The organism is Pantoea sp. RG18 (assembly GCF_025910075.1).
In the GTDB taxonomy this organism is placed as follows: Bacteria; Pseudomonadota; Gammaproteobacteria; order Enterobacterales; family Enterobacteriaceae; genus Pantoea; species Pantoea agglomerans.
Genome location: NZ_JAPCIL010000020.1, coordinates 88,326 through 109,658 on the forward strand (window position 1 = coordinate 88,326; position 21,333 = coordinate 109,658).

Consider the following 21,333-nt stretch of genomic DNA (forward strand, 5'->3'; position numbering starts at 1 on the left):
AAAAACTCCTTATTATTTCGCTTTAGCCCAGGCGGGCGAGGACGGGTGTTGATCAGATCGTTGCGCATCAGCCGCGAAACGACGGGATTTGGAGAGCATCAGTGGCTCAATATGCTCAAGTGAAACGCCCCGGGTTTCCGGTAAAAAGCGGCGGACAAACCAGAACGCGATAAGCGATCCCACCGCACACAACATCAGCGGGAAGGCACCATGAAAGTGTTCCATCAGCACCCGGCTGCGGTTCATCATCGGGAAGCTTTGGGTAACGATAAAATTCGCGACGTACATTGAGGCAAACGCAAAGCCCATCGCCACGGCACGAATACGATTAGGAAAGATTTCAGAGATCAGCAGCCAGGCACCCAGGCTCCAGGAAAGGCCAAATATCAGTACGAAGGCTAACAGCCCAATCACCGGCAGCAATCCACCAGCATCGGCGATAAATGCCCAGGCGGTGAAGACCATAGAGAGCGCACATCCCAGTGCCCCCCAGCGCAGCAGCAGCGTCCGGCCCAGACGATCGATGGTACTCAGACAAACGGCCACGCCAGCCAGCAGCGCAAGGCCAAGGAAGATGCTGTGAAACAGGGAAGACTGGGTACTGCCGGTGATGTTTTGTAAAAGTGACGGCGCGTAATAGAGCAGGATGTTGATACCGGAGATCTGCTGCAAAATGGCAATGGCACAGACAACCAGCAGGATATAGCGTGCCCGCGCGTCCCGCAGGATGCCGCGCTGGCTGGTCCGGGCGTTATCATGCTGACTCGATGTCAGGATCTCCTGTAACAGTCGCTCGGCGTGCTGCGCATTCGAAAGACGGGTCAGCACGTCGAGGGCGCGATCTTTTTTACCGTTCAGCGCCAGCCAGCGCGGCGACTCAGGCATAAATGGTACCAGCAGCAGGAATAGCGCACAGGGCACCACGCCAGAGGCCAGCATCCAGCGCCAGCCTTCACTGACAATCCACTGATGTGGCATACCGCGTGCTATCAGGTAATTCACGATATAAACCGCCACCTGTCCGCCGACCATCAGCATCTGTTGCAGGCCGAGCATGCGGCCCCGCCAGTCTTTCGGTGAAACTTCCGCGATATAAAGCGGCGTAATCGCAGAGGCCATCCCGACCGCCAGCCCGCCGATCAGTCGCCAGATAACAAAATCTGTCAAAGAACTGGCCAGCGCCGCGCCCACCGCAGAGAGCACAAAGAGTATGGCGGTGACGATTAGTGTCGATTTGCGGCCGATACGATCTGAAATGAAGCCAACGCCCCATGCGCCAGCGATGCAGCCGAGAATGACATTTGATACTGCCCAGCCACTTTCCCAGGGCGTTAAATTCAGATGTTCTGTCAGCGGATCGATAACGCCGGAAATCACTGAAGCGTCATAACCCAGAATCACGCCACTGAGTGAGGCAATGGCACAGATAAACAGAATCAGGCGTAAATTATGTTTGCGCATAACAACTTATTTCCCTTGGCTTGTTTGATTCACATCACGGCATCAACCATTGCAAAGGAGATGCCAACCAAAATACGGGAAATTTTGTGAGCATGGGCACGGTATCTGATCACAAATCGGCAACAAAGTTTACATGTCAACTTCACATGTCAATAAAATGGACATTTAACCTGAAGGGAATGGCCGGTGAATCAGCAACGGTTATTAAGAGATGAGAGCGATGCGATTTTCAGCCTGCCGGATAGAGAGGATGCTGACAGCTGGGACGCGCTGTTGTGGCAGAGCTGGCAGAGCTTTACCCGGGGCGAACAGCCACCCGCGCTGCGACAGAGTATTTTGCATTCATGGCAGCGTTCGCAGCAGTACGGTATTGATCCACACCGCTTTATCTATACCGCCCCGCCGGACAGTGAGCTGACTGCGATTCTTGAGAACAATGCCGAACTGATTCTTGTGGCGCGTAGCATTATGGAAAATTTGCTCGCCTATAATCCGGACGGTCACATTAACCTTACCGACGCGCAGGGCGTGACGCTGCATTTTTGCGGTGCCGACCTGACACCCGTCGGCAGTATCCTGCGTGAAGAGGTACTGGGCACTAACTGTACCGCGCGCTGCCTGATTGAACAGCGGCTGGTGTACGTGCTGAGCGGTGAGAACTGGAAGTTTGATCTGCGTAAACGCCGCCGACAGTGCGCGGCGGCACCGGTCCGCGATGACAGCGGCCAGCTGGTTGGTGTGCTGACCCTGACCGCCACGCCGGAGAATTTTAATGCCCATACTCTGGGAACGGTCCAGGCGGCGGCAGAAGCTGTCGGGCAGCAGCTGACGCTTCGACGCCTGCTGGCTGAACAGCAGTCCATTCTGGAGACGCTGAATGAGGGCGTCATTGTCTGTGATAAACAGGGCCGCATCAAAACCCTTAACCGCTATGCACGCCAGATTTTCAGCGGGCTGGATCCACACGACACCCCCATTGACGCACTGCTGCAACCGCAGGGCGGATCGTTGCTGACGATGCCTTTTTGCAATGACCTTGAGCTGCAGTTCAGGCCGGAAGGCCTTGATCCCCTATCCTGCCTGATATCTTTAATGCCCGCACCGGATGGTGGACGCGTGCTGTCACTGCGTGAAAATCAACGTATCCGCGCCATTACACGGCGGGTAATGGGCGTAAACGCCAGTTACACCTTTGAAATGATCCGCGGCCACTCGCCGCCCCTGCAGCAGGCGATCCATAAGGCACGCGTCAGCAGCCGCACCGACAGCACGGTGCTACTCAGCGGCGAAAGCGGGACCGGCAAAGAGTTGTTTGCTCAGGCCATTCATAATGCCAGTCCCCGCCAGCATGAAGCGTTTATCGCCCTGAACTGCGGCGCAATACCGCGCGACCTGGTGCAAAGCGAACTGTTTGGCTATGCCGATGGCGCCTTCACCGGTTCGCGTCGTGGCGGTTCAGCGGGCAAGTTTGAACTGGCTGACGGCGGCACCCTGTTCCTTGATGAGATAGGTGAGATGCCGCTCGAAGCGCAAACCAGCCTGTTGCGTGTTTTGCAGGAGAGCGAAGTGCTGCGTATCGGCGCAGCGCAGCCCGTTAAAGTGAATGTGCGTATTATTGTGGCTACCCACTGTAATCTGCCTGAAGCCGTTGAGAAAAACGCATTCCGGCGCGATCTCTATTACCGCCTGAATGTGATTTCACTGGAGATCCCGCCGCTGCGTGATCGTCGCGAAGATATTCCGGAGCTGGTTAACATTTTTATTCAGGCACTCTGCACGCGTCTGAAGCGTATTCCGCCGGTGGTCGCGCCAGACGCAATGGCATGTCTGCAATCCTGGAACTGGCCGGGAAACGTTCGGGAACTGGAAAATGTGATCGAGCGTGTGGTCAATCTGAGTGAAGGGCTAGAGATTACCCGAACCGATTTGCCCGAATCGCTGCAGAAAGTCTCAATGAATGAGGTTGCCGGGGATATGCCATCCTCACTGCACAACCTGGAGCGCATGCATATTTTACAGATTGTCAGTGAACAACAGGGAAATCTGCGGCAGTCGGCGCAACTGCTGGGGATCTCACGAACGGCGTTATACAACAAGCTGAATGCCTGGAAAATCGACTACCGTGCTTTCAGAAAAAATGTGCCTGATTTGCTGCGACGACCTGAATGATTAGCGGCATAACACCAGAACAGCTGACGTCCGGCGATTAGCAGAGAGCGATGATGCCGTTCCGCTTGCCGCTAAATTAAAAAACCTTACTGCCCGAGCTGCGTGGTGTAATTAGCAGGTACCCAGCGATAAGCGTTACCTTCATGCTGAACATGGCCCAGGCCCGGGAAGGCGATATGCGCCGCAGCCACCCAGTAGCCCTGATCTGCAGCCTGTTTCAGTACCCTTTCACGTGTAGTGATAGCCTGCTTCTGATTCACATCAAAATGGATGGCTACTTCAGGATCGGGCATTTGCACCGCTTTGGCATGGATGATATCTCCCCACAGCACCAGGGACTGTCCTTCACTCTCTACCCGATAAAGTACGCTGCCCGGCGTGTGGCCGGCTGTCGACTCTGCACGGATTCCCCCCGGTAATGTGGCTGGTGCCATAAACGTTTTAAGCAGGCCAGCATTGATGACCGGGCGAAGAGTCCGTTCAGATTCTGCAAAGGTATGGGCCTGACTGGTCTCTACCCTGCTGACGTTAGCCGGATTAAGCCAGAAATCGACATCCCGCTTATCCACGAACACTTCGGCCTTTGGAAAAGCAGGCTTGCCCGCGCGTGAAACACCGCCTGAATGATCGGCATGAATATGGGTTAAGAGTACGGCATCGATCGACTCTGCCGGATAGCCAGCGGCGGCCAGATTAGTCAGCAGATGTCCGCCATTGTGTCCAAAAAGCTCACCGGCCCCGGTGTCGATTAAAATGCGCTTTTTACCATCATCGATAACGAAGGCATTGATTGATGTTTCGGCCTGCGGCGTCATCGAATCTCTGGCCATTGCATGGTTTAGTTTTTCAGGCGAAATGTTAGTCAGTAATTTATTCAGGGGAACGGTTACCGTGCCGTCGGAAACCGCGGTAATGCGTAATTTCCCCAATGTCATCCGGTAATAACCCGGAGCTTGCTGATCCCGTACAGAGGTCTGTTCGGCAGCATAGACCGGACTGAACGCGATAAGAGAAGCCACCAGCATCAGTAAAATTTTCATAAATATCTCTCCAGAAAGTTTCATCACAACGTGGTGGGCAGTATCATTACGCAACCTGTATCACTCAAATTGATTAAACTGATGCTCACTATCAGAGAAAATGATTTTCATCGAATCGACCTGAATTTACTGACGGTGTTGTTGGTTCTGAAGCGGGAAGGCAGCGTGTCGCGTGCAGCAGAAAAGCTGCATCTGGGTCAGCCAGCAGTCAGTAATGCACTGGCCCGGTTGCGGGTCATGTTCAGCGATCCACTGTTTGTGCGCACGGCGAAAGGCATGGAGCCTACCCCGCGTGCTGAAGCGCTGATCGCTGAGCTGGGCCCGTTAATGGCACAGATGCAGAACGTATTGTTTCAGCCAGCATCCTTCACGCCTTCTGAGGCGACACATGTTTTTCGGCTGGGGATGAGCGACTGGGTTGAACGCTGGCTGATGCCGGGACTGTATGCGCGCATCACGCGCACCGCTCCCGGCGTGACGCTTCAGGTTACGGCCAGCGATCCCTTCCGGGATGCGGAGCTGGTCGCGCGCGGAGAGATCGATCTTGCCATTTCGGTTGGCGAGAGCACACCCGCCACGCTCCAGCGCGAGAAAATTGTGTCACACAACTTTTGTACGTTGTGGCACCCGGAACAGCTTTCGTTGCGTGCACCGCTGACGCTGGAGGATTATGTGGCGCATGACCATCTGCTGGTTTCCTATCGCGGGGCGAACTGGAGCGCCATCGATGACCAGCTTGCGGCATCAGGAAAGGCCCGTTCGATTCGCTACGTGACGCCACATTTTTCCTCTCTGCCTCCGCTGCTGGCGCGCGCACCCGCGTTAGCCACCGTTCCCGCCGGGCTATCGGATGAGTGGGTGACGCATTACGGTTTATGCTGTAGCCCCGTTCCCGTTGAAACACCGGAAATAGCCCTGTCACTGCTCTGGCATAAACGGTTTGATAACGATTTGTCACTGCGCTGGCTCAGGGAGGAACTGCGTAGCGTGATGACAGAACGAACCTGAATAGCTGCTCTCATGGGAAGCTAAGACCTGTAGTGACACCTTCGTTCGATGAGGACCTTAACCTCATGTTATTGAGCGCAAACTCAAAGAGCCCATGAATAAGCAGGTAAAAGTTTTACCTGCCCTGTTCTCTATCCGCGTGATGCTGTTTGAAGTCCACACCATCCCTTTTAAATCGCCGTTTTAACCTATAAACCTCAGTACCTCGCCCGGCTACTGCTCAGGTGCGGAAAAAAGGCAGGCGACGGCAAGGCTTCCGGGGCTGCTGGCTCAGCGTTCAGCATGCGCAAAAATGACTCAGCCCAGTGATGGCTGTTCTGCATATGCAGTCCCTTCATCAGACGGGCATGCAGAGACCGCCGTTCGTGTAACGGCATCTGCAATGCGCGATGTACCGCACTGGCCATTGCATCAGGATCATAAGGATTGACGATGATGGCACCCTCCATCTGCCCGGCTGCACCGGCAAACTGCGAGAGGATAAGCACCCCGGGTTTTTTCGGGTCCTGTAAGGCGATATACATTTTGGCCATCAGGCTCATGCCTGCCATCAACGGCGTCACCAGCGCAACGCGTGAGGCACGATAGATACCGGCCTGCTCTTCCCGGCTGTAACCATGAGTCAGATAGTTCACCGGATACCAGTTCATTGTGCCATGCACGCCATTAAGTTCCCCGCACAGTGCTTCCAGAGCGTGACCGAGTTCTGACGCATCATGTGCGTGTCCGGCTGCCGGAGGCGCCAGCTGCAACAGCGTGATATTTTTCTGGTAGCAATCATGTTTTCGCAGCAGCACCTCCAGGGTGCTGATTCGGTAAGGCAGACCTGAACTCTCATCAAGATGGCCGCCGCTTAGCACGGTATTTTCGGGCAGGGTTTCGCGGCACTGCATTTCCATGTAAGCACAGCTGTTGCTATCACGCAGAGACTGGACATCGTCAAGGTCAATTCCGACAGGAAACACACCCACCCTGATAATCCGGCCATGAACACGAAAGCTTTGCGCCTCCAGCCGTTCTATACGGAATTCGCTCTCCAGCCAGACAAGGAAGTTATTCATATCCTGCACGGTCTGAAAGCCAATCAGATCACAACATAACAGAGAGTCAGTGAACCAGCGCCATTCGGGTATGGTTTCAAACATTCTGCCAGCCGGGAAAGGCTGATGCAGAAAAATACCCACTGAGTTAGTCAGCCCCTCTTCACGAAGATAAGTGGCACAGCCTAGCAGATGATAATCCTGAATCCAGATAACATCGTCGGGTGTGGCATTTTCGCAGATGGCGCGTGCATAGGCTTTATTGATGTTTTTATATTCCTGATAGCCGCTGGCGGAAAAACGGGCTATGTCCGGACGCTGATGAAAAACAGGCCAGAGCCCTTTGTGAATATAATTATGGTACCCCTCATTAAGCTCGCCCGGCGTATACGGGAAGGTCACGGTTTCATACTGGCTCATCTGCTGCACGGCGTAGGGTCTTGACGCATCCAGAGGCATCACCCTGCTTTCACCATCCCAGCTAATCCAGACGCCTCCCTGACGGGAAAGTATGCCGTCATAAATTGCATTAAGCGTCGATCGTTGACATTGATTATGCGAAACAAGGATAAGGCCTGACATACAGTATTCCTTAAGAACCCGCTGCGGAGAGGCAACAGTGCCTGGCAGCCAGCGGCTGTTAATCGGAGGTCGGATAATAAACTGGAGAAAACCACTCATGAATGTGCACCCCGTCCACTTAATGCCTGCAGACGCTTTTTGCGTAAATCGGGTTGTGACTGCCATCGTGTAACGTTGTCACGTAAACGCCTGATGTCTTTAATTAAACCGAACGGCCTGTAAAAAAGGCGTAAAAAGAGGCTGATGAAGTGTAAAAACGCTGCAAATCACGCGTCCGATATAGCATTAGCGGACAGCGATGGCGCAAAAAGTCAGTGAGTTCAATACAGGGAATATACGCGGGTATAAATAAAGAAGGCGGGTTGGCCCGGTTCCGCTCACCCTCAAAGCTGGTTTGATAAATGCGTGGCCGGGCCGTTTTATTGCAGAAACAGAGAACTTAAAATCTCTTTTTTAATTCAGAGCTGAGCGATCATTGTCTGGAATGATACACCGTTAAAAAATTTCACCTCACCGACTTTTTTAAATTCCCTTTTCTCATAAAAAGGGATGGCAAAGAGTGAAGACCGTACGCTGATTTCTGAACGCAGTTCGGGAATCGCCCGCTGCCAGAGTGCCCTCGCTACCCCTTTTCGCTGACATTTCGGATGTACAAAAAGGTATTTAACTAAATTGCCTTCGAAAAGGGTGAGTACGCCTGTCACCTCACCTCTTTCCACGGCAATCAGCCAGAGATAGTCATCTGAAACAATCAACGGCTGAAGCACATCGGGTTTTGTGCTCTCGATGAACCATTGCGGACAGGGCTCTGTCTCTGAAAAATTACATTGCACAGACACAAGCTGTATCAGCTCACTGATGCCTGCCGCATCAGACTCCAACGCCGCTCTGATTTCCATTCTTTTGTCATTCCCCCTGATTTGGTTAAGGCAAGAGGATGAGGTTTGCCATTGGAAAAGCCATCCACTCCCCTTTGCCGCTTAATCCCGGCCCGAGAACCCGCGTCCTGAAGATTAAAGCAACGTGACTTTGCCCTGGAAAATCACCGGACCGGACGGCCCGCTGAGCGTAGACCCTCCCACCGGCTCCAGACTCACCGCCAGTACCGTCTGATTATCTAACTCGCCAGGCGGTAACCGGAAAACATTACTGTCGCGGTGATTGATCAACCCCAGAGATTGTGGCGGAGCACTGCCCCTGATCAGCCAGAGCTGCAGGTTTTTATTCTCCGGCAGCGTGATGTTCAGTGCCGAAACCTGAAGGAGTGAAGCTGACTTATCCAGATTCACCACAAACTGTGCATCGGGCTGTGCGCCGCTGAGTACCGCAATCGGCTGCAGAGACTGTGGGGCATCCGGCTTGCTTAAATGGGTAAAAATGAGGATGCCAGCCATTGCCGCCGCCAGGCCCCAGCCGAGCCAGAAGCCAGGATGCCTGCGGATTGATGTCGTGCCAGAAACGCCAGTATTCGGGCCAAGATCCTGCTCAATCTGCTGCCAGACCGCAGAAGGCGGGATAACGGCGTGAGTGAGCAGGTCAATGCCGCTGAACGCTTTCTGCCAGTGCAGCACCTCTGCAGCAAATACTGAATCGTCATTGAGGCGTTTATCCAGCCGATGACGTGTCACATCGTCGGTAAGGCCGAGCACATATTCCGCCGCAGTAAGATCATGTTGTTCCTGACCGGTCATAGGCCTATGCACTCCCGAAGATGGGTTAACGCGCGACGGATCCAGCTTTTCACCGTCCCTTCAGGCTGACTCATTGAGAGCGCAATCTCACTCTGTGAGAGGCCACGATAATAGGCAAGCGAAATGCTTTGTCGCTGCTCAGAGGGTAAGTGCGCCATGCAGTGCTGAAGGCGACGCGCCTCCGCATGACTCGCATCGGCAGGAAGTGGCGTCTGGAAACCCGCTTCCGCTTCACTGATCTCATCCACGGAACAGCTTCTGTTTTCATGTTTACGGAGGAAATCAATCGCCCGATTTCTGGCGATGTGACTGAGCCAGATATGCGGCTCACTGCGCTTATCGTCGTAATAGTTAGCCGACTGCCAGATTTGAATAAACGTATCGTGCAGGATCTCTTCTGCCCAGTCCCGGCGTCTCACCATCCGCAGGATGATCCCATAGAGTCGGGGCGACAGAACGCGGTAAAGCTGCTCAAGAGCAGCTTTATCACCGACGGCTATCTGATTCATTAAACCGGCCTGAATATGGGGCACATTTTTTGTCATCGGCTTCCCTGTGAAAGATGTAGCCACGCGATAAGTGGCTACACACAGTATAGGTAACGCTTTACGGCATCAGCACGGTATCAATAACGTCAATCACACCGTTACTCTGATTCACATCATACGTGGTGATACTGGCAATATTGCCCTGAGCATCCTTAAGCTGAATATTGTGCGGGCCATTTGCCATCACCCACAGTGATTCGCCATTCACCGTTTTCAGCTCGGCTTTACCGCCACCCGCTTTGATTTTTTTCTCCAGCGCTTTCATGTCCAGTTTTCCTGCAACCACGTGATAGGTCAGGACACTGGTGAGTTTTTGTTTATTCTCTGGCTTAAGCAGGGAGTCGACGGTGCCCTTAGGCAGTTTTTCAAAGGCGGCATTGGTGGGCGCAAAAACGGTAAACGACCCCTTACCTTCAAGTGTCTGGACCAGACCGGCGGCTTTAACGGCGGCCACCAGCGTGGTGTGGTCTTTCGAGTTAACAGCATTCTCAACAATATTTTTCGATGGGTACATGGCGGCACCGCCGACCATCACCGTGTCGCTGTCCATGCTCGCCGCGTAAGTGGCGCCACTGAAGGCTAATGCAGAAAAAATCAGAGTTGGCAGGAATGGTTTCATTTTCACTTCCCTCATTGAGTTAACGGACAGGGCGAGAGCGCCCTTATCTGTTAATACGAATGAGCAGCGAAAACGGATGCAAAAAATTTTAATTTTTTTAATCTGAGGGGGTTCAGGCTGAGGCGATATGCAATAAGCCCACCAGAGGTGGGCTTATCATAACGAGTCCATACTGCGTCAACGTCTGCTTTTCACGCACAGCAGACAGCCGTCATTACTGGCAAGAAATAGCTCCCGGTCATACAAATCAGCAATGTAAAAAAGCATTGCCCCGGACAGCTCAGATGCTCTCAACCCACGTCTTTCGCCGTGAGTTATGCGCATGAACTTAAATGCGAAAAGCATTCACTGCTTCACGTAAAGCGTGTGCCTGGGCTGAAAGCGACTGTGATGCCGAAGAGGACTCCTCAACCAGCGCGGCGTTATTCTGCGTGACGCCATCCATCTCGTTCACTGCGATGCTGACCTGTGAAATGCCCTGCATCTGTTCAGCTGAGGCGAGTGAGATGTTATCCATCGCGACGGCAAGTTTTCCAACCATTGCATTGATATCAAGAATGCTCTTGCCGGTCCCGGTTGCCACGACAACACCACTTTCGACCTGCGCCACAGCCTCTTCAATCAGATGTTTAATATCTCTGGCTGCCGTTGCACTGCGTTGCGCCAGCGTCCTGACTTCACCCGCGACAACGGCGAAACCCCGGCCCTGTTCGCCCGCTCGCGCTGCTTCGACTGCCGCGTTAAGCGCCAGAATGTTGGTCTGAAATGCAATTCCTTCGATAACGGATGTGATATCCCGGACTTTCACCGCGCTTTTTGAAATATCATTCATCGTCTCTGACATGCGCTGCATATCGTGTTCACCCGAACGCGCCAGCGCAGCGGTTTCACGGGCTGAATCCGCGGTCTGCTGCGCGCCCGCTGCATTGCTTTTCACTGTAACCGTGAGCTGTTCAATACTGGCGGCGGTTTCCTGCAAAGCGGCGGCCTGCTGCTCTGTACGGGAAGAGAGTTCAGTATTGCCCTGGGAAATTTCATCAGCTGCCATGGCGACCGAAGCGGAAGAATCTTTAATCTGCGAGACCAGGTCACGCAGATTGCTCTGCATGCTATCCAGAGAAGCCATCATGCTGACGGTATCCCCCTGACGCAGGGTCACTTTTGTCGTCAGATCGCCCGCCGCAATCGCAGCGGCCAGGCCCTGCGCATGCGAAGGTTCGCCACCCAGCTGAGTCTTGATCCAGCGGGTGATCAGCCCACTCATCACAAATCCCATCACAACAAACAGGGTGGTCAGGCCTGCCAGCGTCATATAAACACCGGAGAGCGCCTGAGTCGACGTTTCCGCCGTTTTACTCGTTACCCTCGCCTGATAATCAACCATCCCATCCACCGCACTGCGGTAGTGCGAAAGCGCAGGGATCAGTTCACCACGGAGTTTTTCCGGGAACGTAGTGGCGTTCTGCATAAACAGGTTTTGCTCTGCCTGATGAAGCGGACCCGCTGCCACTTCAATTTTATTTAATTGCGTGGAAGCCTCTTCTACTTCAGCAAGATTGATCCCCGGAATGCTTTTGGCACCGTTGATCAGTTCCCGGAAATGCGCAGTGGTATTATCACTGTTGGTCTGCAACGCAGAGAACTGGGTTTTTATAGTGGCCTCTGCCTGAGGCTGAGTGTCTGAAGCCACGGACAGTAAAAGGACAGTTTGCTGAGTTAAATTATCTTTTAGCGTCTGCAAGGCCTGGAGATCGCCCAGCCGCGCGCGCGTCAATTCCTGCTGATCGCTGGCCGTATTGAGTTTAAACCCGGCGAATCCTGTCACAAAAACGCCCGTTAAGATGACTGTGAGGAATGCCGCAGTGAGCATGACGCTTAATTTTATTTTTTTGTTCCGATACATAGGAGACCCCGATGTTTGAATTAATAGGTTATCACCGACGTTCCGCTTCTATGGCTCGCTGGTACTGGATCTGTTATCGGCAGCGGGGAAAGAAATTACAGTAATGAAAGGGGTAAGAAGCGATGATTCCTGGGCTGAGTAAAAGGGTAAATCCCTGACGGATGCCATTAAGGCAGTGAGTGTTATTCTCGTAACTTGTCGCCTGAATGCGGATAAAACTATTCCAGCTTCGCTTGTGGCACCACGGATTTAACAGACTCTTCAGCGTCATTTGAGATGACTGACAATAGAAGTGTCCTCGTGGTGAGAACGGAATCTCAGGCCGCAGATATTTTATTAAGGGTGGAGAAAGGCGTAGCCATCAGGTGCATGCGTTTGCAGCTGGAGACGAACAGATAATAAGGCACCTTGCTTTCCGTGATTACCTCAGAGAAAACACAGATATCGCAGCAACCTATGCTGAGATAAAGCGTGAAGCAGCATCACTCTGTAACAACGATGCTCAACGCTACAGCGCGCTCAAAGCGAACTTTATAGCGCATCATCTACAGCTCGCACTGATTGACCTGAAACGATAGGTACTGAGCAGGACAGGATATATCCTCCTCACCCCCGTTTTTGATTCCATTCATCCTGACTCAGGGTAAACAGCATGCTTGCGGGCGCATTTTCCACATCATAAATATCCCGGGTATGCCGGAGGCCGGCGTTAATCAGAACCTTTTGTGAAGCCAGATGATTCGCTCTTACGACTGCAGAAATTTCAGCCAGTTTTATCTCTTCGAACCCATAACTAACTGCATAGTTCGCAAATTCCGTCGCCAGTCCTTTCCCCCAGGCTTCCGGAGAGAAACGATATCCCAGATTATTGATCGTGATATCGGCAAAGCTTCTGATGCTCAATCCCCCAAAACCGATGATTCTTTCTGGATTATCCTGAAGCGAGATAGCCCAACTGCCGAAGCCATTCAATTCCCAGTGACGGATAGAGCGCGATAGCACTTCCCGTGAATGATGGATATCCGGATGTGGGCCAGCGGGATTAAACGTATTCGTCGCAGGGTCGCCGTAGATCCTGTAAAGATCATCGGCATCTGATGGGGTGACTGGCCGAAGAAACAACCGCATAGTGTCTGGCTGCAAAATAAACGCTCTCAGATTAAGAAACGAGTGATCCTGTTTTTATAACGGGAAACGGTGCGGGAAACGATGTAAATCTCTCACCTCATCGGTCTGTTCAGTCAGGCTTGATCTCTTTAATAAGCGCTTCACCCTGATTGTGGATGTTGCCGACTTTGGCTGTAACAGGATGCCAGGCAAAGTCCTTTTCCGGTAATGCGGCTTCATGTGCAATTTCCTGAGCACGTTCTGACGTGGTTTCGGCACTGAGCCATTCGCGTACAGCATCCGCACTTAAAACCAGCGGGCGTCGGTCATGGATATCAACCATGCCTTTATTGCTCGCTGCCGTTACGATAACAAAACCCTCATGCCCATGATCCTTACCATAAGGAGCGTTGCCGATAGCGGCGAAGAACAGCGGTTCTTTCTCTTTGTGGTAAATAAAGTAAGGCTGTTTTTTGTCGCCCTCTCGCTTCCATTCATACCAGCCATTGGCAGGAACAATGGCGCGACCATGCTCCCACAGCGGTTTGAACATGCGTCCCGTCGCAGCGGTTTCACCACGCGCATTGATAAGCGGTTGTTTGTCCCACCACTCCGGACCGTAACCCCAGTAAACCGGATCAAAGTGCAGTTCATTATCCCGCTCATTGAGCAAGAGCACTTTGGTGCCTGGAGCAACGTTAAAGCGGCCTATCGGCTCCGGATCATAAATAATTTCATCGGGCTTCAGCCTCAGGGATGCAAAGTAATCGTCTCTGCTGCTGTACTGCGCAAACCGTCCACACATGGGGACCTCCTCTCATAAGGATAGCGCAGCGTTGAACGAGTTAAATAAATCTAAAAAAATTGTTCTTCTGGCTGAAGATATCGTGATTTTTGACGAGAACATGATTAATGAATATGAATAAACTGGAGCAGTAATGAAGGGAATTATTTTAAGTCTGACTATGGCGTCACTGATGGCTGCCTCGTTTACAGCTGATGCGCGCGGCCATCGTGGTGGGGGTGGGCATAGAAGCTACAGCCATAGTTTTAGTTCAGGTTACTCATCACAAACAACGACACCCAGAATCACGAAGAGATATTCCAGCAGCAAGCGATCGGCCAGATATGCTACTGCGGGCGTGGCGGGTTATGGCGCATACCAGGCCCATAACTACACGTCATCCTACGTGCGTGAGAAGGGCCGTCAGGCCGCAAGAAAACCCTCAACGAACAGCTATGACAACCAGTATCCAAATCAGCCCCAGGCTCAGCCAGTTAGCCAGAATATGGCACCGACATGTTCACCCTTATCTATGGTAAGCCAGCCGGGCTATACAAACCTGCCTGTATGCCTGGGCAGTGTTAATTGATTTCAAGCCTTGTAGCGATGAAACGACGATGAATTGATATTTTTCAGGAAGACACATTTTACAGAATGCCACTTACCGCACCCCGGAGAGGTCATATTTTAGTGACTTCGTAGGGACACGAACCTTTAATAATATGAGATATAACTCATGACCATAGTTTTTATACCTGCCCTCATCCCATTACTGATGAGAATTGAGAATGAGAAAGGAAGCCCGCTTACTGAGCAGGAAGTCAGTAGCATCCGTGATAATGCCACAACTATCGAAGTACCGCGTGATGTTGCTCTCGCCATGGCTGAATGTCGCGGTTACTTCGATATCAACCCTGAAAATTGCTGGGCTGAATGGAGCCTGTACCGGAGTAAGAGTTTGCTGTCAGTTGCTGACAACGGATAACTGCATCGCGGTACACAGTTTTAGCAGCCGGTATCTGACGGCATAGCTTCAGAGCAGCACGGTGCCTTATGGGATTGTGAGTTTAGACATTTAAGTGCAACGCTTAACACTTTCCTTAGCTATGTAATCTTATTGCGGAGCAAAATGTATCGGGATTTCATCCTTCATAAAGGCGGGTCTCATTGGAAAAGTGTGGGCATCTGCAGCTTGTTTGATTGCTTTAATTGCAGCAGCGCACAGAGCTGGATCTCCGCCCTGAACGTTGATGCTTACCGGAGGCTCGCCTTCCGGCTGCCTGATCCTTACATCACATGTTTTACCGCGATAATTATCTGCATCGAAAAACCGATATTGTATTGCTGTAACAGCCTGGCAGAGCCAAAGCTGAGTTTCACGCTCTTGAGTTTGCTGTGGTGTCTGAGATTCACACTGACTTTTAATCTCTGACGCGTCGGGAGTCTTAATTCCCTTTTGTCGGATGTGATTTGTGCTCATATGGCATCCTGAAACGGCCAATGCGGCAGTCAAAGCAATTATTCTTTTCATGATTACATCCCTGATGTTTTCCCGGATTTTATATCATCTATTCTACAGTCTTAATATCCACAGCCACCAGAACAACCCAGTACTTCATCTGCTCAGTCATCAGCTACGTTTTCAAAAAAAGACAGTGTTTCGGCGCTTTTTCGGCGGGGCTAGCACTACTGTTACCTGGCCATCCACACATCTCTGTTATCTATAGATTTTTCTGTCGCGACCGAAATGCGTGGCCGTGGGTCATCATTCTGTACCCTGCTTCAGACGCGCAACATTCTTCCCCCTCTTTTCAAATCACGCCGATAGCGTTAAGCTATACGAAACATATACGTTTCATATAAGGCTTGCATGGGTATCGTAAAAATCTCCGACCTGATGCATGAGAATCTGCGCATCGCCAGTCAGGCGATGAGCCGCTCAATTAATGCACAGGCAGAACACTGGCTAAAACTCGGTATGCTGGCTGAACTCTATCCGCAGCAGACCCAACATCAACTGGCGCAGATGCTAATCCGGCTTGAACTGGAAGGCAGCGCTGATATACGCAATATGCTCTCTAAAGAGAGCCTCACCACACAAGGAGACGTGTCATGAACAGCGTTAAAATTCATACCGCAGCGGAAATCGGAATGGCACGGGCAGCCGGACAGGCTGCGGCTCAGGTGCTGGCGATGATTACACCTCACGTCCGTCCCGGCATCACCACGGAAGAACTGGATGATATCTGTCACGATTTTATTGTGAATGAGCTTAAAGTGACGCCAGCAAACATCGGTTACCACGGCTATACCCGCACCACCTGCACGTCGGTTAATCATGTGGTCTGCCACGGCATTCCGGCCAGCAAAAAACTCAAGGATGGCGATATCGTTAATATCGATGTAGCGATCATTAAAGATGGCTGGTATGGCGATACCAGCCGGATGTACTTTGTCGGCACACCGTCAGTCCGTGCAAAACGTCTGGTCGATATCACCTATCAGTCGATGGTCGCCGGTATCAAAACCGTCCGTCCTGGCGCGACGCTGGGCGATGTGGGCGCGGCTATCCAGCGTGTCGCTGAATCGGCTGGCTTCTCGGTGGTGCGTGAATATTGCGGTCACGGCGTCGGTGAAATTTACCACACCGATCCTCAGGTGCTGCACTACGGCACGCCGGGCGAAGGAATGCCACTGAAAGCAGGAATGATTTTCACTATCGAACCGATGATTAATGCCGGTAAAGCCGGAACCAGCGTGCTGTCAGATGGCTGGACGGTGGTCACCAAAGATCGCTCGCTCTCGGCGCAATGGGAACACACCGTCGCCGTGACCGATGAGGGTTTTGATCTGCTCACGCCCTGGCCTGAAGGCACCGGCGACTACCCGGCGATTTAATCTCTCAGCCTGAGCCACGCTCTCAGGCTGCATTGTTAACTGCCCCTGACTTCACTCAGCGTTTCCAGCGTGCCGGAATGCCACACCTGCACATCGTTACGTCCGGCGCGCTTGACCTGATACAGCGCCTCGTCGGCGCATCTCAGCCATTCATGAATTGTCGCCGCATCGCATGCCGGTGCAATCCCGATACTCACCGAGCATTGAAAGGTGGATGAAGCCGGCAGCCGCAGCAGGGCAATCCCCTGTCTGATCTGCGCTGCCAGCAACATGATGCTGGGTTCATCCGCATCCCGCACAATCACACACAGCTCATCACCGCCAAAGCGGGCAGGTATATCTTTCAGGCCGACGCTGTCCCGCAGCAGTGCCGAGATTTCTGCCAGCAGAAAGTCGCCGGCTTCATGCCCGAAAGTGTCGTTAACCTGTTTGAAGTGATCGACATCCAGCAGCATCAGCCAGGCCTTCCCCTCACCTCGCTGTGTACGTAAAAACTCGCTTTCAAGCCGCCGCTCAAAGAGACGGCGGTTAGGTATTTTCAGACCAGGATCCATCAGCGCAATGCGTTCCAGCTCCTGATTCTTCTTTCGCAGACTCAGGGTCAGATTGTGTGAAACCACGCTGAGCGCCAGCAGATAGCCGCTGGCGAGCGGCAGAGTCAGCCAGACGGTGCGGGTAGAGAAAGTCAGCTGCAAAGGCGCCTTTTCCGCTAACCAGACCATTAAAAAGGTCAAAAGAAAGGCCTGCAAAGCAGACTTCAGCTGAACCCAACCGCCCGCCGAGTAACGATCAGAGATCAGTACCGCCATGATAATAATCGAGGGAAGCGGACTCAGCGCCATGGTTGCCACCCAGAAGCCGCCGAAAGCGGCATCCAGCGTCAGATTCTTACGTTCAAAACCTGTGGGATCGCGCGATCGCAATGCCAGTCTGAAGGCCGCATAGGGCCAGACAAACGCATTAGTAAATAGCAGTGCGCAGAGCTCCGGGCTTTTTCCCATCTCCATCAGTACCGACAGAATGGGCAGAAAACAGAGAAAGGTGCCAAGCTGGCGCATCATGAACATGCGGCGCACAAATCGCGTCGAACGGCGCTTCAGTTGAATATCGTCAGGAGTGTAGTAATTCATATGCAGACTGAAGCAGCAACGGGTTATGGCAGTTTATCGGTAATTAATAAATCAGGGTAAATTATTTACAGAATATTCTTATTGCGGGCCGAGAAAGGTATCTCGTCAGGTTGTGACTTGTGTGCCGGGGACGATGGTAGTCAGGGAACAATGGCAGTAATGTGAGAAGATACCGCGCGCCATGAATACGCGCGGAGGCTGTTTATCGACGGCCTTTAACCACTGAGGCAGACCAGTTGAAATCGCTGACTTCGCTGGCGGTCATTGAAGAAGGTTTTTTCTTACGTAGTGGTTTTTTCTTCTCCTTTTCAGCCTGCGCTCTCTGCTTCTCCATTTTGCTGGTCATGATGATCTGACGAGCTTCACTATTGAATTCTTTCTCTTTTTTGCTATCAGGCTCTTTACCGGTTCGTTGACGGTACTTCTCGGCCAGGCCCTTATAGGTTTGCTCGACGGCCAGTCGTTCATCAGCGTTGAACTGATCAATGGAAATCATCTTTTTATCGTTCATAGCGGCGTGTCCTGTGGCGAGTTATCCCGGCAAGTGTACCGCATTTGCGGTCCGTTAACGCAGGGAATGGCATTAATCCGGTGGGCTTCTGATTCCGTCAGCACACGCAGCCCGGTAATTTCTCTGAAACATGCGTTTAGCCCTGTAAAAAATAGGGTTATCTCTTAATATAAAACTAATGTTCATCAGGTTTACTGGCAGTGACCACGTACTGCCGAGGAGCTGAAGGAATGATAAAAGAGACCGATCGCCTGTCACAGGCATTATTACGGCGGCATGGGATTGGCGTTAAACAGAAACGTATACACTTCCGTGGCAGGGATCTGCTGTTTCAGCTGCACAACGCCCGCTATGAGGTGTTCAACGGCGATCGCTGTATTGCAACCGTCGATACCAACAATATCAATGAAGCCATTAAGCAGTTTAAAGCGCTGGACCATCCAGGGGAGAAATAGCCATGCCAGACTATCGTCTGTTTCAGAAAGAGCAAACAGTCAGAGCCGTGAACACTGAGCGGCAGGATCAGCAGGACGCGTTAATGGCTGATGGCTATAAGATGGTGTGGGACGTGGTGCATGCCGATAACGCCGATGCCGCGCTGCTGCGCTGCTGCGCTATCAGCAACTGCGTCACGAAGAGGATAATGCTGAGCAGAATTTCGCAACCGATTCAGTTTCAGGTAGCCTGATGAACCTGATATCCCGCTGAGTCAGTGCGGGGCTGAAGGTATAAAGCCAAAGTTACTGTTAATTCATGCTGTGCTGATTAGAATAAAGAAAATTTCCCGAATACAGGTTTCTGATGAAAATCACCATTCACAAAGAAGATGAGCTGTTTATGCACAACTTCTTTGCTGCGCCATGCCACACCGTTGAAACAGACTCACCACAGGCACAACAGATTCAGCAATCGCTTCAGCTGGCCATCCAGCAAAAAGGTGCAGAGGCTGATGGCGACTGGAAACGTAGTCTGACTTTTCTGATTCTGTTTCTCTTTTTATATGCTGCGCTGGGTGCCTCGCTGACGCTTGATCTCAGCACCACTGGCACGCCTCATAAGAGTATTGAATATGCGCTGGAAGCGATTCCGGTACTCATCGCCTTCTCCGGCTTCTTCATCTCTATTCTCTATCTCTTCCTGACCCGCGCCAGCGCGCGTAAACAGCGTAACTGGGAAAGGACTATCCTGGTGCTGGAGAAATACTCCATCGGAAATCTGTTTAAAGCGACGCATACCCAGGGCGGTGGTACCAGCAACTACTCCGTGCCCAACCTTTCTATTTCGCTCGCGCTGTTTATCTGCCTGACCTGGTTGGTGATTTATAACTATCTGACGTTTACCACCAGCGGGGTGTTTGGCAGTGTCATCTCCCTGTTTATCAGCACCATGGTTTATGTGATTCTGGATATTCAACTGCTTAAGCCTTTTACCCATGCTGTGGAGAAAGAAGAAGCGGAAAAGAGTGACGCGGATAAAGAGCAGGATTAACTGCGCCTGGTAAGCGGCAAAAGAGATACCCGGTCAATGAGCCGGGTATTTTTTTGTCTAATCAGAACGATCTTGCTGCAAGACTTTTGCTGCACGGAGTTCAATGAGGTGGGTTGATATTAAAACATTTAAGTATGTTGTAACTATATGCAGGGCTTTATCTTTCGGGTTCAGCCCCTGTAAAAGTCTGACGGCCCGCTTTCACAGCGGGCCGTATTCATCACCAGTGGGTTTTCTGCATATCGATGACAAAACGATATTTCACATCGCTGGTCAGCATACGTTCAAAGGCAGTTTCGACCTCTTCACCGGTGATCATCTCAACATCAGCCGTGATGTTGTGCTGACCACAGAAGTCGAGCATCTGCTGTGTTTCCTGAATGCTGCCAATCGAGGTGCCACTGATGCTCAGGCGACGAAACACCATCGGTGTCACATTCGGTGATGGATGAGGTTGATCGGGTATGCCCACCAGCACCAGCTGACCATTGGTTTTCAGCGCACCGAGATAAGGATCAAGGTCGTGTGGTGCAGCGACACAGTCCAGAATGATATCCAGTGACGCCTGGCAGTCAGCCATTTGTGCGGCGTCTCGTGAGATCACCACGTTCTTAGCGCCGAGCCGGCGTGCATCTTCCCCTTTCGCCGGAGAAGTCGTAAACAGGGTGACTTCTGCGCCCAGTGCACTGGCCAGTTTAACCGCCATATGGCCCAATCCCCCAAGCCCGACCACACCCACACGATCGCCTGCTTTGACTTTAAAATGCTGCAACGGTGACCAGACGGTCACGCCAGCGCACAGCAGCGGTGCCACCGCATTCAGTGCCAGATTGTCGGGCACCGTGACCACAAAATGCTGGTCGGCGATGACATGCTGCGCATAGCCACCAAATGTCGTATTGCCGGTGTATTTATCCGTACCGTTGTAGGTCGGCGTGAAACCCGCCTCACAATATTGCTCTTCCTGCTGCTGACAGAAATGGCATTCACCGCACGAGTCGACCATCACGCCAACGCCAACCGTATCCCCGGCGGAAAATTTAGTGACGTTGCCGCCCACTGCCACTACGCGTCCGACAATTTCGTGACCGGGAACCAGCGGATAGCGGCTGACTCCCCATTCATTACGGGCCATATGCAGATCGGAGTGACAAACACCGCAGTAAAGAATTTCGATTTTCACATCGTCAGCCTGCAGCTCGCGTAACTCTACCTGGCCTGCCCGCAGCGGCTGGTCTGCCTGGGACGCTATCAGCGCGTTAATTTTCATCTGTTGCCTCTTATCACCTGGTGGTCGTAAAGAAAGCGGCCCACTATAGACATACGGAACCCCATTTGGTAGTAGTTACCTTTT

General features: G+C 52.1%; 21 protein-coding genes and 1 pseudogene. 8 read left to right on the top strand and 14 right to left on the bottom strand.

All coding sequences use genetic code 11. The annotated features are described in order from the left end of the window. Positions 1-12: 12 nt before the first annotated feature. Positions 13-1,461: a sugar porter family MFS transporter gene (locus OK409_RS20575; protein WP_264367439.1), complete on the bottom strand. Its 1,449-nt coding sequence runs from the start codon at positions 1,459-1,461 to the stop codon at positions 13-15. Between the two features lie 186 nt (positions 1,462-1,647). Between OK409_RS20575 and OK409_RS20580 the strand changes: the two genes are divergently transcribed. Next, complete coding sequence (locus tag OK409_RS20580) at positions 1,648-3,630, top strand: sigma-54-dependent Fis family transcriptional regulator (RefSeq protein ID WP_264367440.1); 1,983 nt, start codon at positions 1,648-1,650, stop codon at positions 3,628-3,630. Positions 3,631-3,716: 86 nt separating this feature from the next. Here the strand turns inward: OK409_RS20580 and OK409_RS20585 are convergent, their stop codons facing one another. Further along, a complete protein-coding gene (locus OK409_RS20585) occupies positions 3,717-4,670 on the bottom strand; it encodes an MBL fold metallo-hydrolase (protein WP_264367441.1) in 954 nt (317 codons plus the stop codon). An 81-nt stretch (positions 4,671-4,751) separates the two neighbouring features. On the opposite strand from OK409_RS20585, the gene OK409_RS20590 reads away from it, so the two are divergent. Continuing rightward, entirely contained in the window at positions 4,752-5,678 is a 927-nt protein-coding gene (locus OK409_RS20590) for a LysR family transcriptional regulator (RefSeq protein WP_187511050.1), read from the top strand. A gap of 197 nt (positions 5,679-5,875) precedes the next feature. On the opposite strand, the gene OK409_RS20595 is transcribed toward OK409_RS20590, so the two are convergent. The 6 genes from OK409_RS20595 to OK409_RS20620 form a co-directional block, all read right to left on the bottom strand. Next, positions 5,876-7,300, bottom strand: a complete 1,425-nt coding sequence (locus OK409_RS20595) for an alpha,alpha-trehalose-phosphate synthase (UDP-forming) (protein ID WP_264367442.1) — start codon at positions 7,298-7,300, stop codon at positions 5,876-5,878. A 458-nt stretch (positions 7,301-7,758) separates the two neighbouring features. Beyond that, on the bottom strand, positions 7,759-8,199 hold the full coding sequence (locus tag OK409_RS20600; protein WP_264367443.1) for a GNAT family N-acetyltransferase: 441 nt from the start codon (positions 8,197-8,199) through the stop codon (positions 7,759-7,761). Between the two features lie 114 nt (positions 8,200-8,313). Continuing rightward, a complete protein-coding gene (locus tag OK409_RS20605) occupies positions 8,314-8,991 on the bottom strand; it encodes an anti-sigma factor domain-containing protein (RefSeq protein ID WP_264367444.1) in 678 nt (225 codons plus the stop codon). Continuing rightward, positions 8,988-9,536: a sigma-70 family RNA polymerase sigma factor gene (locus OK409_RS20610; protein ID WP_033768880.1), complete on the bottom strand. Its 549-nt coding sequence runs from the start codon at positions 9,534-9,536 to the stop codon at positions 8,988-8,990. The genes OK409_RS20605 and OK409_RS20610 overlap by 4 nt, the downstream gene beginning before the upstream one ends. 61 nt (positions 9,537-9,597) lie before the next feature. After that, positions 9,598-10,158 carry a fasciclin domain-containing protein gene (locus OK409_RS20615; protein WP_264367445.1) on the bottom strand — a complete coding sequence of 187 codons (561 nt, stop codon included), beginning with the start codon at positions 10,156-10,158 and terminating at the stop codon, positions 9,598-9,600. A gap of 328 nt (positions 10,159-10,486) precedes the next feature. Then, positions 10,487-12,061 (bottom strand): methyl-accepting chemotaxis protein, encoded by a 1,575-nt coding sequence (locus OK409_RS20620; RefSeq protein ID WP_264367446.1) that lies wholly within the window; start codon positions 12,059-12,061, stop codon positions 10,487-10,489. A 299-nt stretch (positions 12,062-12,360) separates the two neighbouring features. Here OK409_RS20620 and OK409_RS20625 point away from each other — a divergent pair. After that, positions 12,361-12,639 (top strand): annotated as a pseudogene (locus OK409_RS20625) (GrpB family protein); the annotation flags it as partial. A gap of 28 nt (positions 12,640-12,667) precedes the next feature. Here OK409_RS20625 and OK409_RS20630 read toward each other — a convergent pair. From OK409_RS20630 to OK409_RS20645, 3 genes are all read right to left on the bottom strand, one after another. Continuing rightward, entirely contained in the window at positions 12,668-13,189 is a 522-nt protein-coding gene (locus OK409_RS20630) for a GNAT family N-acetyltransferase (RefSeq protein WP_410176931.1), read from the bottom strand. A 109-nt stretch (positions 13,190-13,298) separates the two neighbouring features. Further along, a complete protein-coding gene (locus tag OK409_RS20635) occupies positions 13,299-13,973 on the bottom strand; it encodes an SOS response-associated peptidase family protein (RefSeq protein WP_264367447.1) in 675 nt (224 codons plus the stop codon). A 1,093-nt stretch (positions 13,974-15,066) separates the two neighbouring features. Continuing rightward, entirely contained in the window at positions 15,067-15,483 is a 417-nt protein-coding gene (locus OK409_RS20645) for a cell envelope integrity TolA C-terminal domain-containing protein (RefSeq protein ID WP_033743904.1), read from the bottom strand. A 339-nt stretch (positions 15,484-15,822) separates the two neighbouring features. Between OK409_RS20645 and OK409_RS20650 the strand changes: the two genes are divergently transcribed. Then, complete coding sequence (locus OK409_RS20650; protein ID WP_033780321.1) at positions 15,823-16,068, top strand: ParD-like family protein; 246 nt, start codon at positions 15,823-15,825, stop codon at positions 16,066-16,068. Continuing rightward, positions 16,065-16,850, top strand: coding sequence for a type I methionyl aminopeptidase (gene map / locus OK409_RS20655; protein ID WP_264367449.1), 786 nt, complete (start codon positions 16,065-16,067; stop codon positions 16,848-16,850). The genes OK409_RS20650 and map overlap by 4 nt, the downstream gene beginning before the upstream one ends. Positions 16,851-16,885: 35 nt before the next feature. Here map and OK409_RS20660 read toward each other — a convergent pair whose 3' ends face one another. Next, positions 16,886-17,980, bottom strand: a complete 1,095-nt coding sequence (locus OK409_RS20660) for a diguanylate cyclase (protein ID WP_264367450.1) — start codon at positions 17,978-17,980, stop codon at positions 16,886-16,888. Between the two features lie 202 nt (positions 17,981-18,182). Further along, positions 18,183-18,491 carry a hypothetical protein gene (locus OK409_RS20665; protein ID WP_031591637.1) on the bottom strand — a complete coding sequence of 103 codons (309 nt, stop codon included), beginning with the start codon at positions 18,489-18,491 and terminating at the stop codon, positions 18,183-18,185. 230 nt (positions 18,492-18,721) lie between these two features. Between OK409_RS20665 and OK409_RS20670 the strand changes: the two genes are divergently transcribed. From OK409_RS20670 to OK409_RS20680, 3 genes are all read left to right on the top strand, one after another. Then, positions 18,722-18,946: a hypothetical protein gene (locus tag OK409_RS20670; RefSeq protein WP_010246998.1), complete on the top strand. Its 225-nt coding sequence runs from the start codon at positions 18,722-18,724 to the stop codon at positions 18,944-18,946. 2 nt (positions 18,947-18,948) lie between these two features. Continuing rightward, complete coding sequence (locus OK409_RS20675) at positions 18,949-19,179, top strand: hypothetical protein (RefSeq protein WP_264367451.1); 231 nt, start codon at positions 18,949-18,951, stop codon at positions 19,177-19,179. Positions 19,180-19,292: 113 nt separating this feature from the next. Next, complete coding sequence (locus tag OK409_RS20680; RefSeq protein ID WP_045140059.1) at positions 19,293-19,979, top strand: hypothetical protein; 687 nt, start codon at positions 19,293-19,295, stop codon at positions 19,977-19,979. Positions 19,980-20,199: 220 nt separating this feature from the next. Here OK409_RS20680 and OK409_RS20685 read toward each other — a convergent pair whose 3' ends face one another. Beyond that, entirely contained in the window at positions 20,200-21,249 is a 1,050-nt protein-coding gene (locus tag OK409_RS20685; protein WP_264352868.1) for an NAD(P)-dependent alcohol dehydrogenase, read from the bottom strand. Positions 21,250-21,333 lie beyond the last annotated feature (84 nt).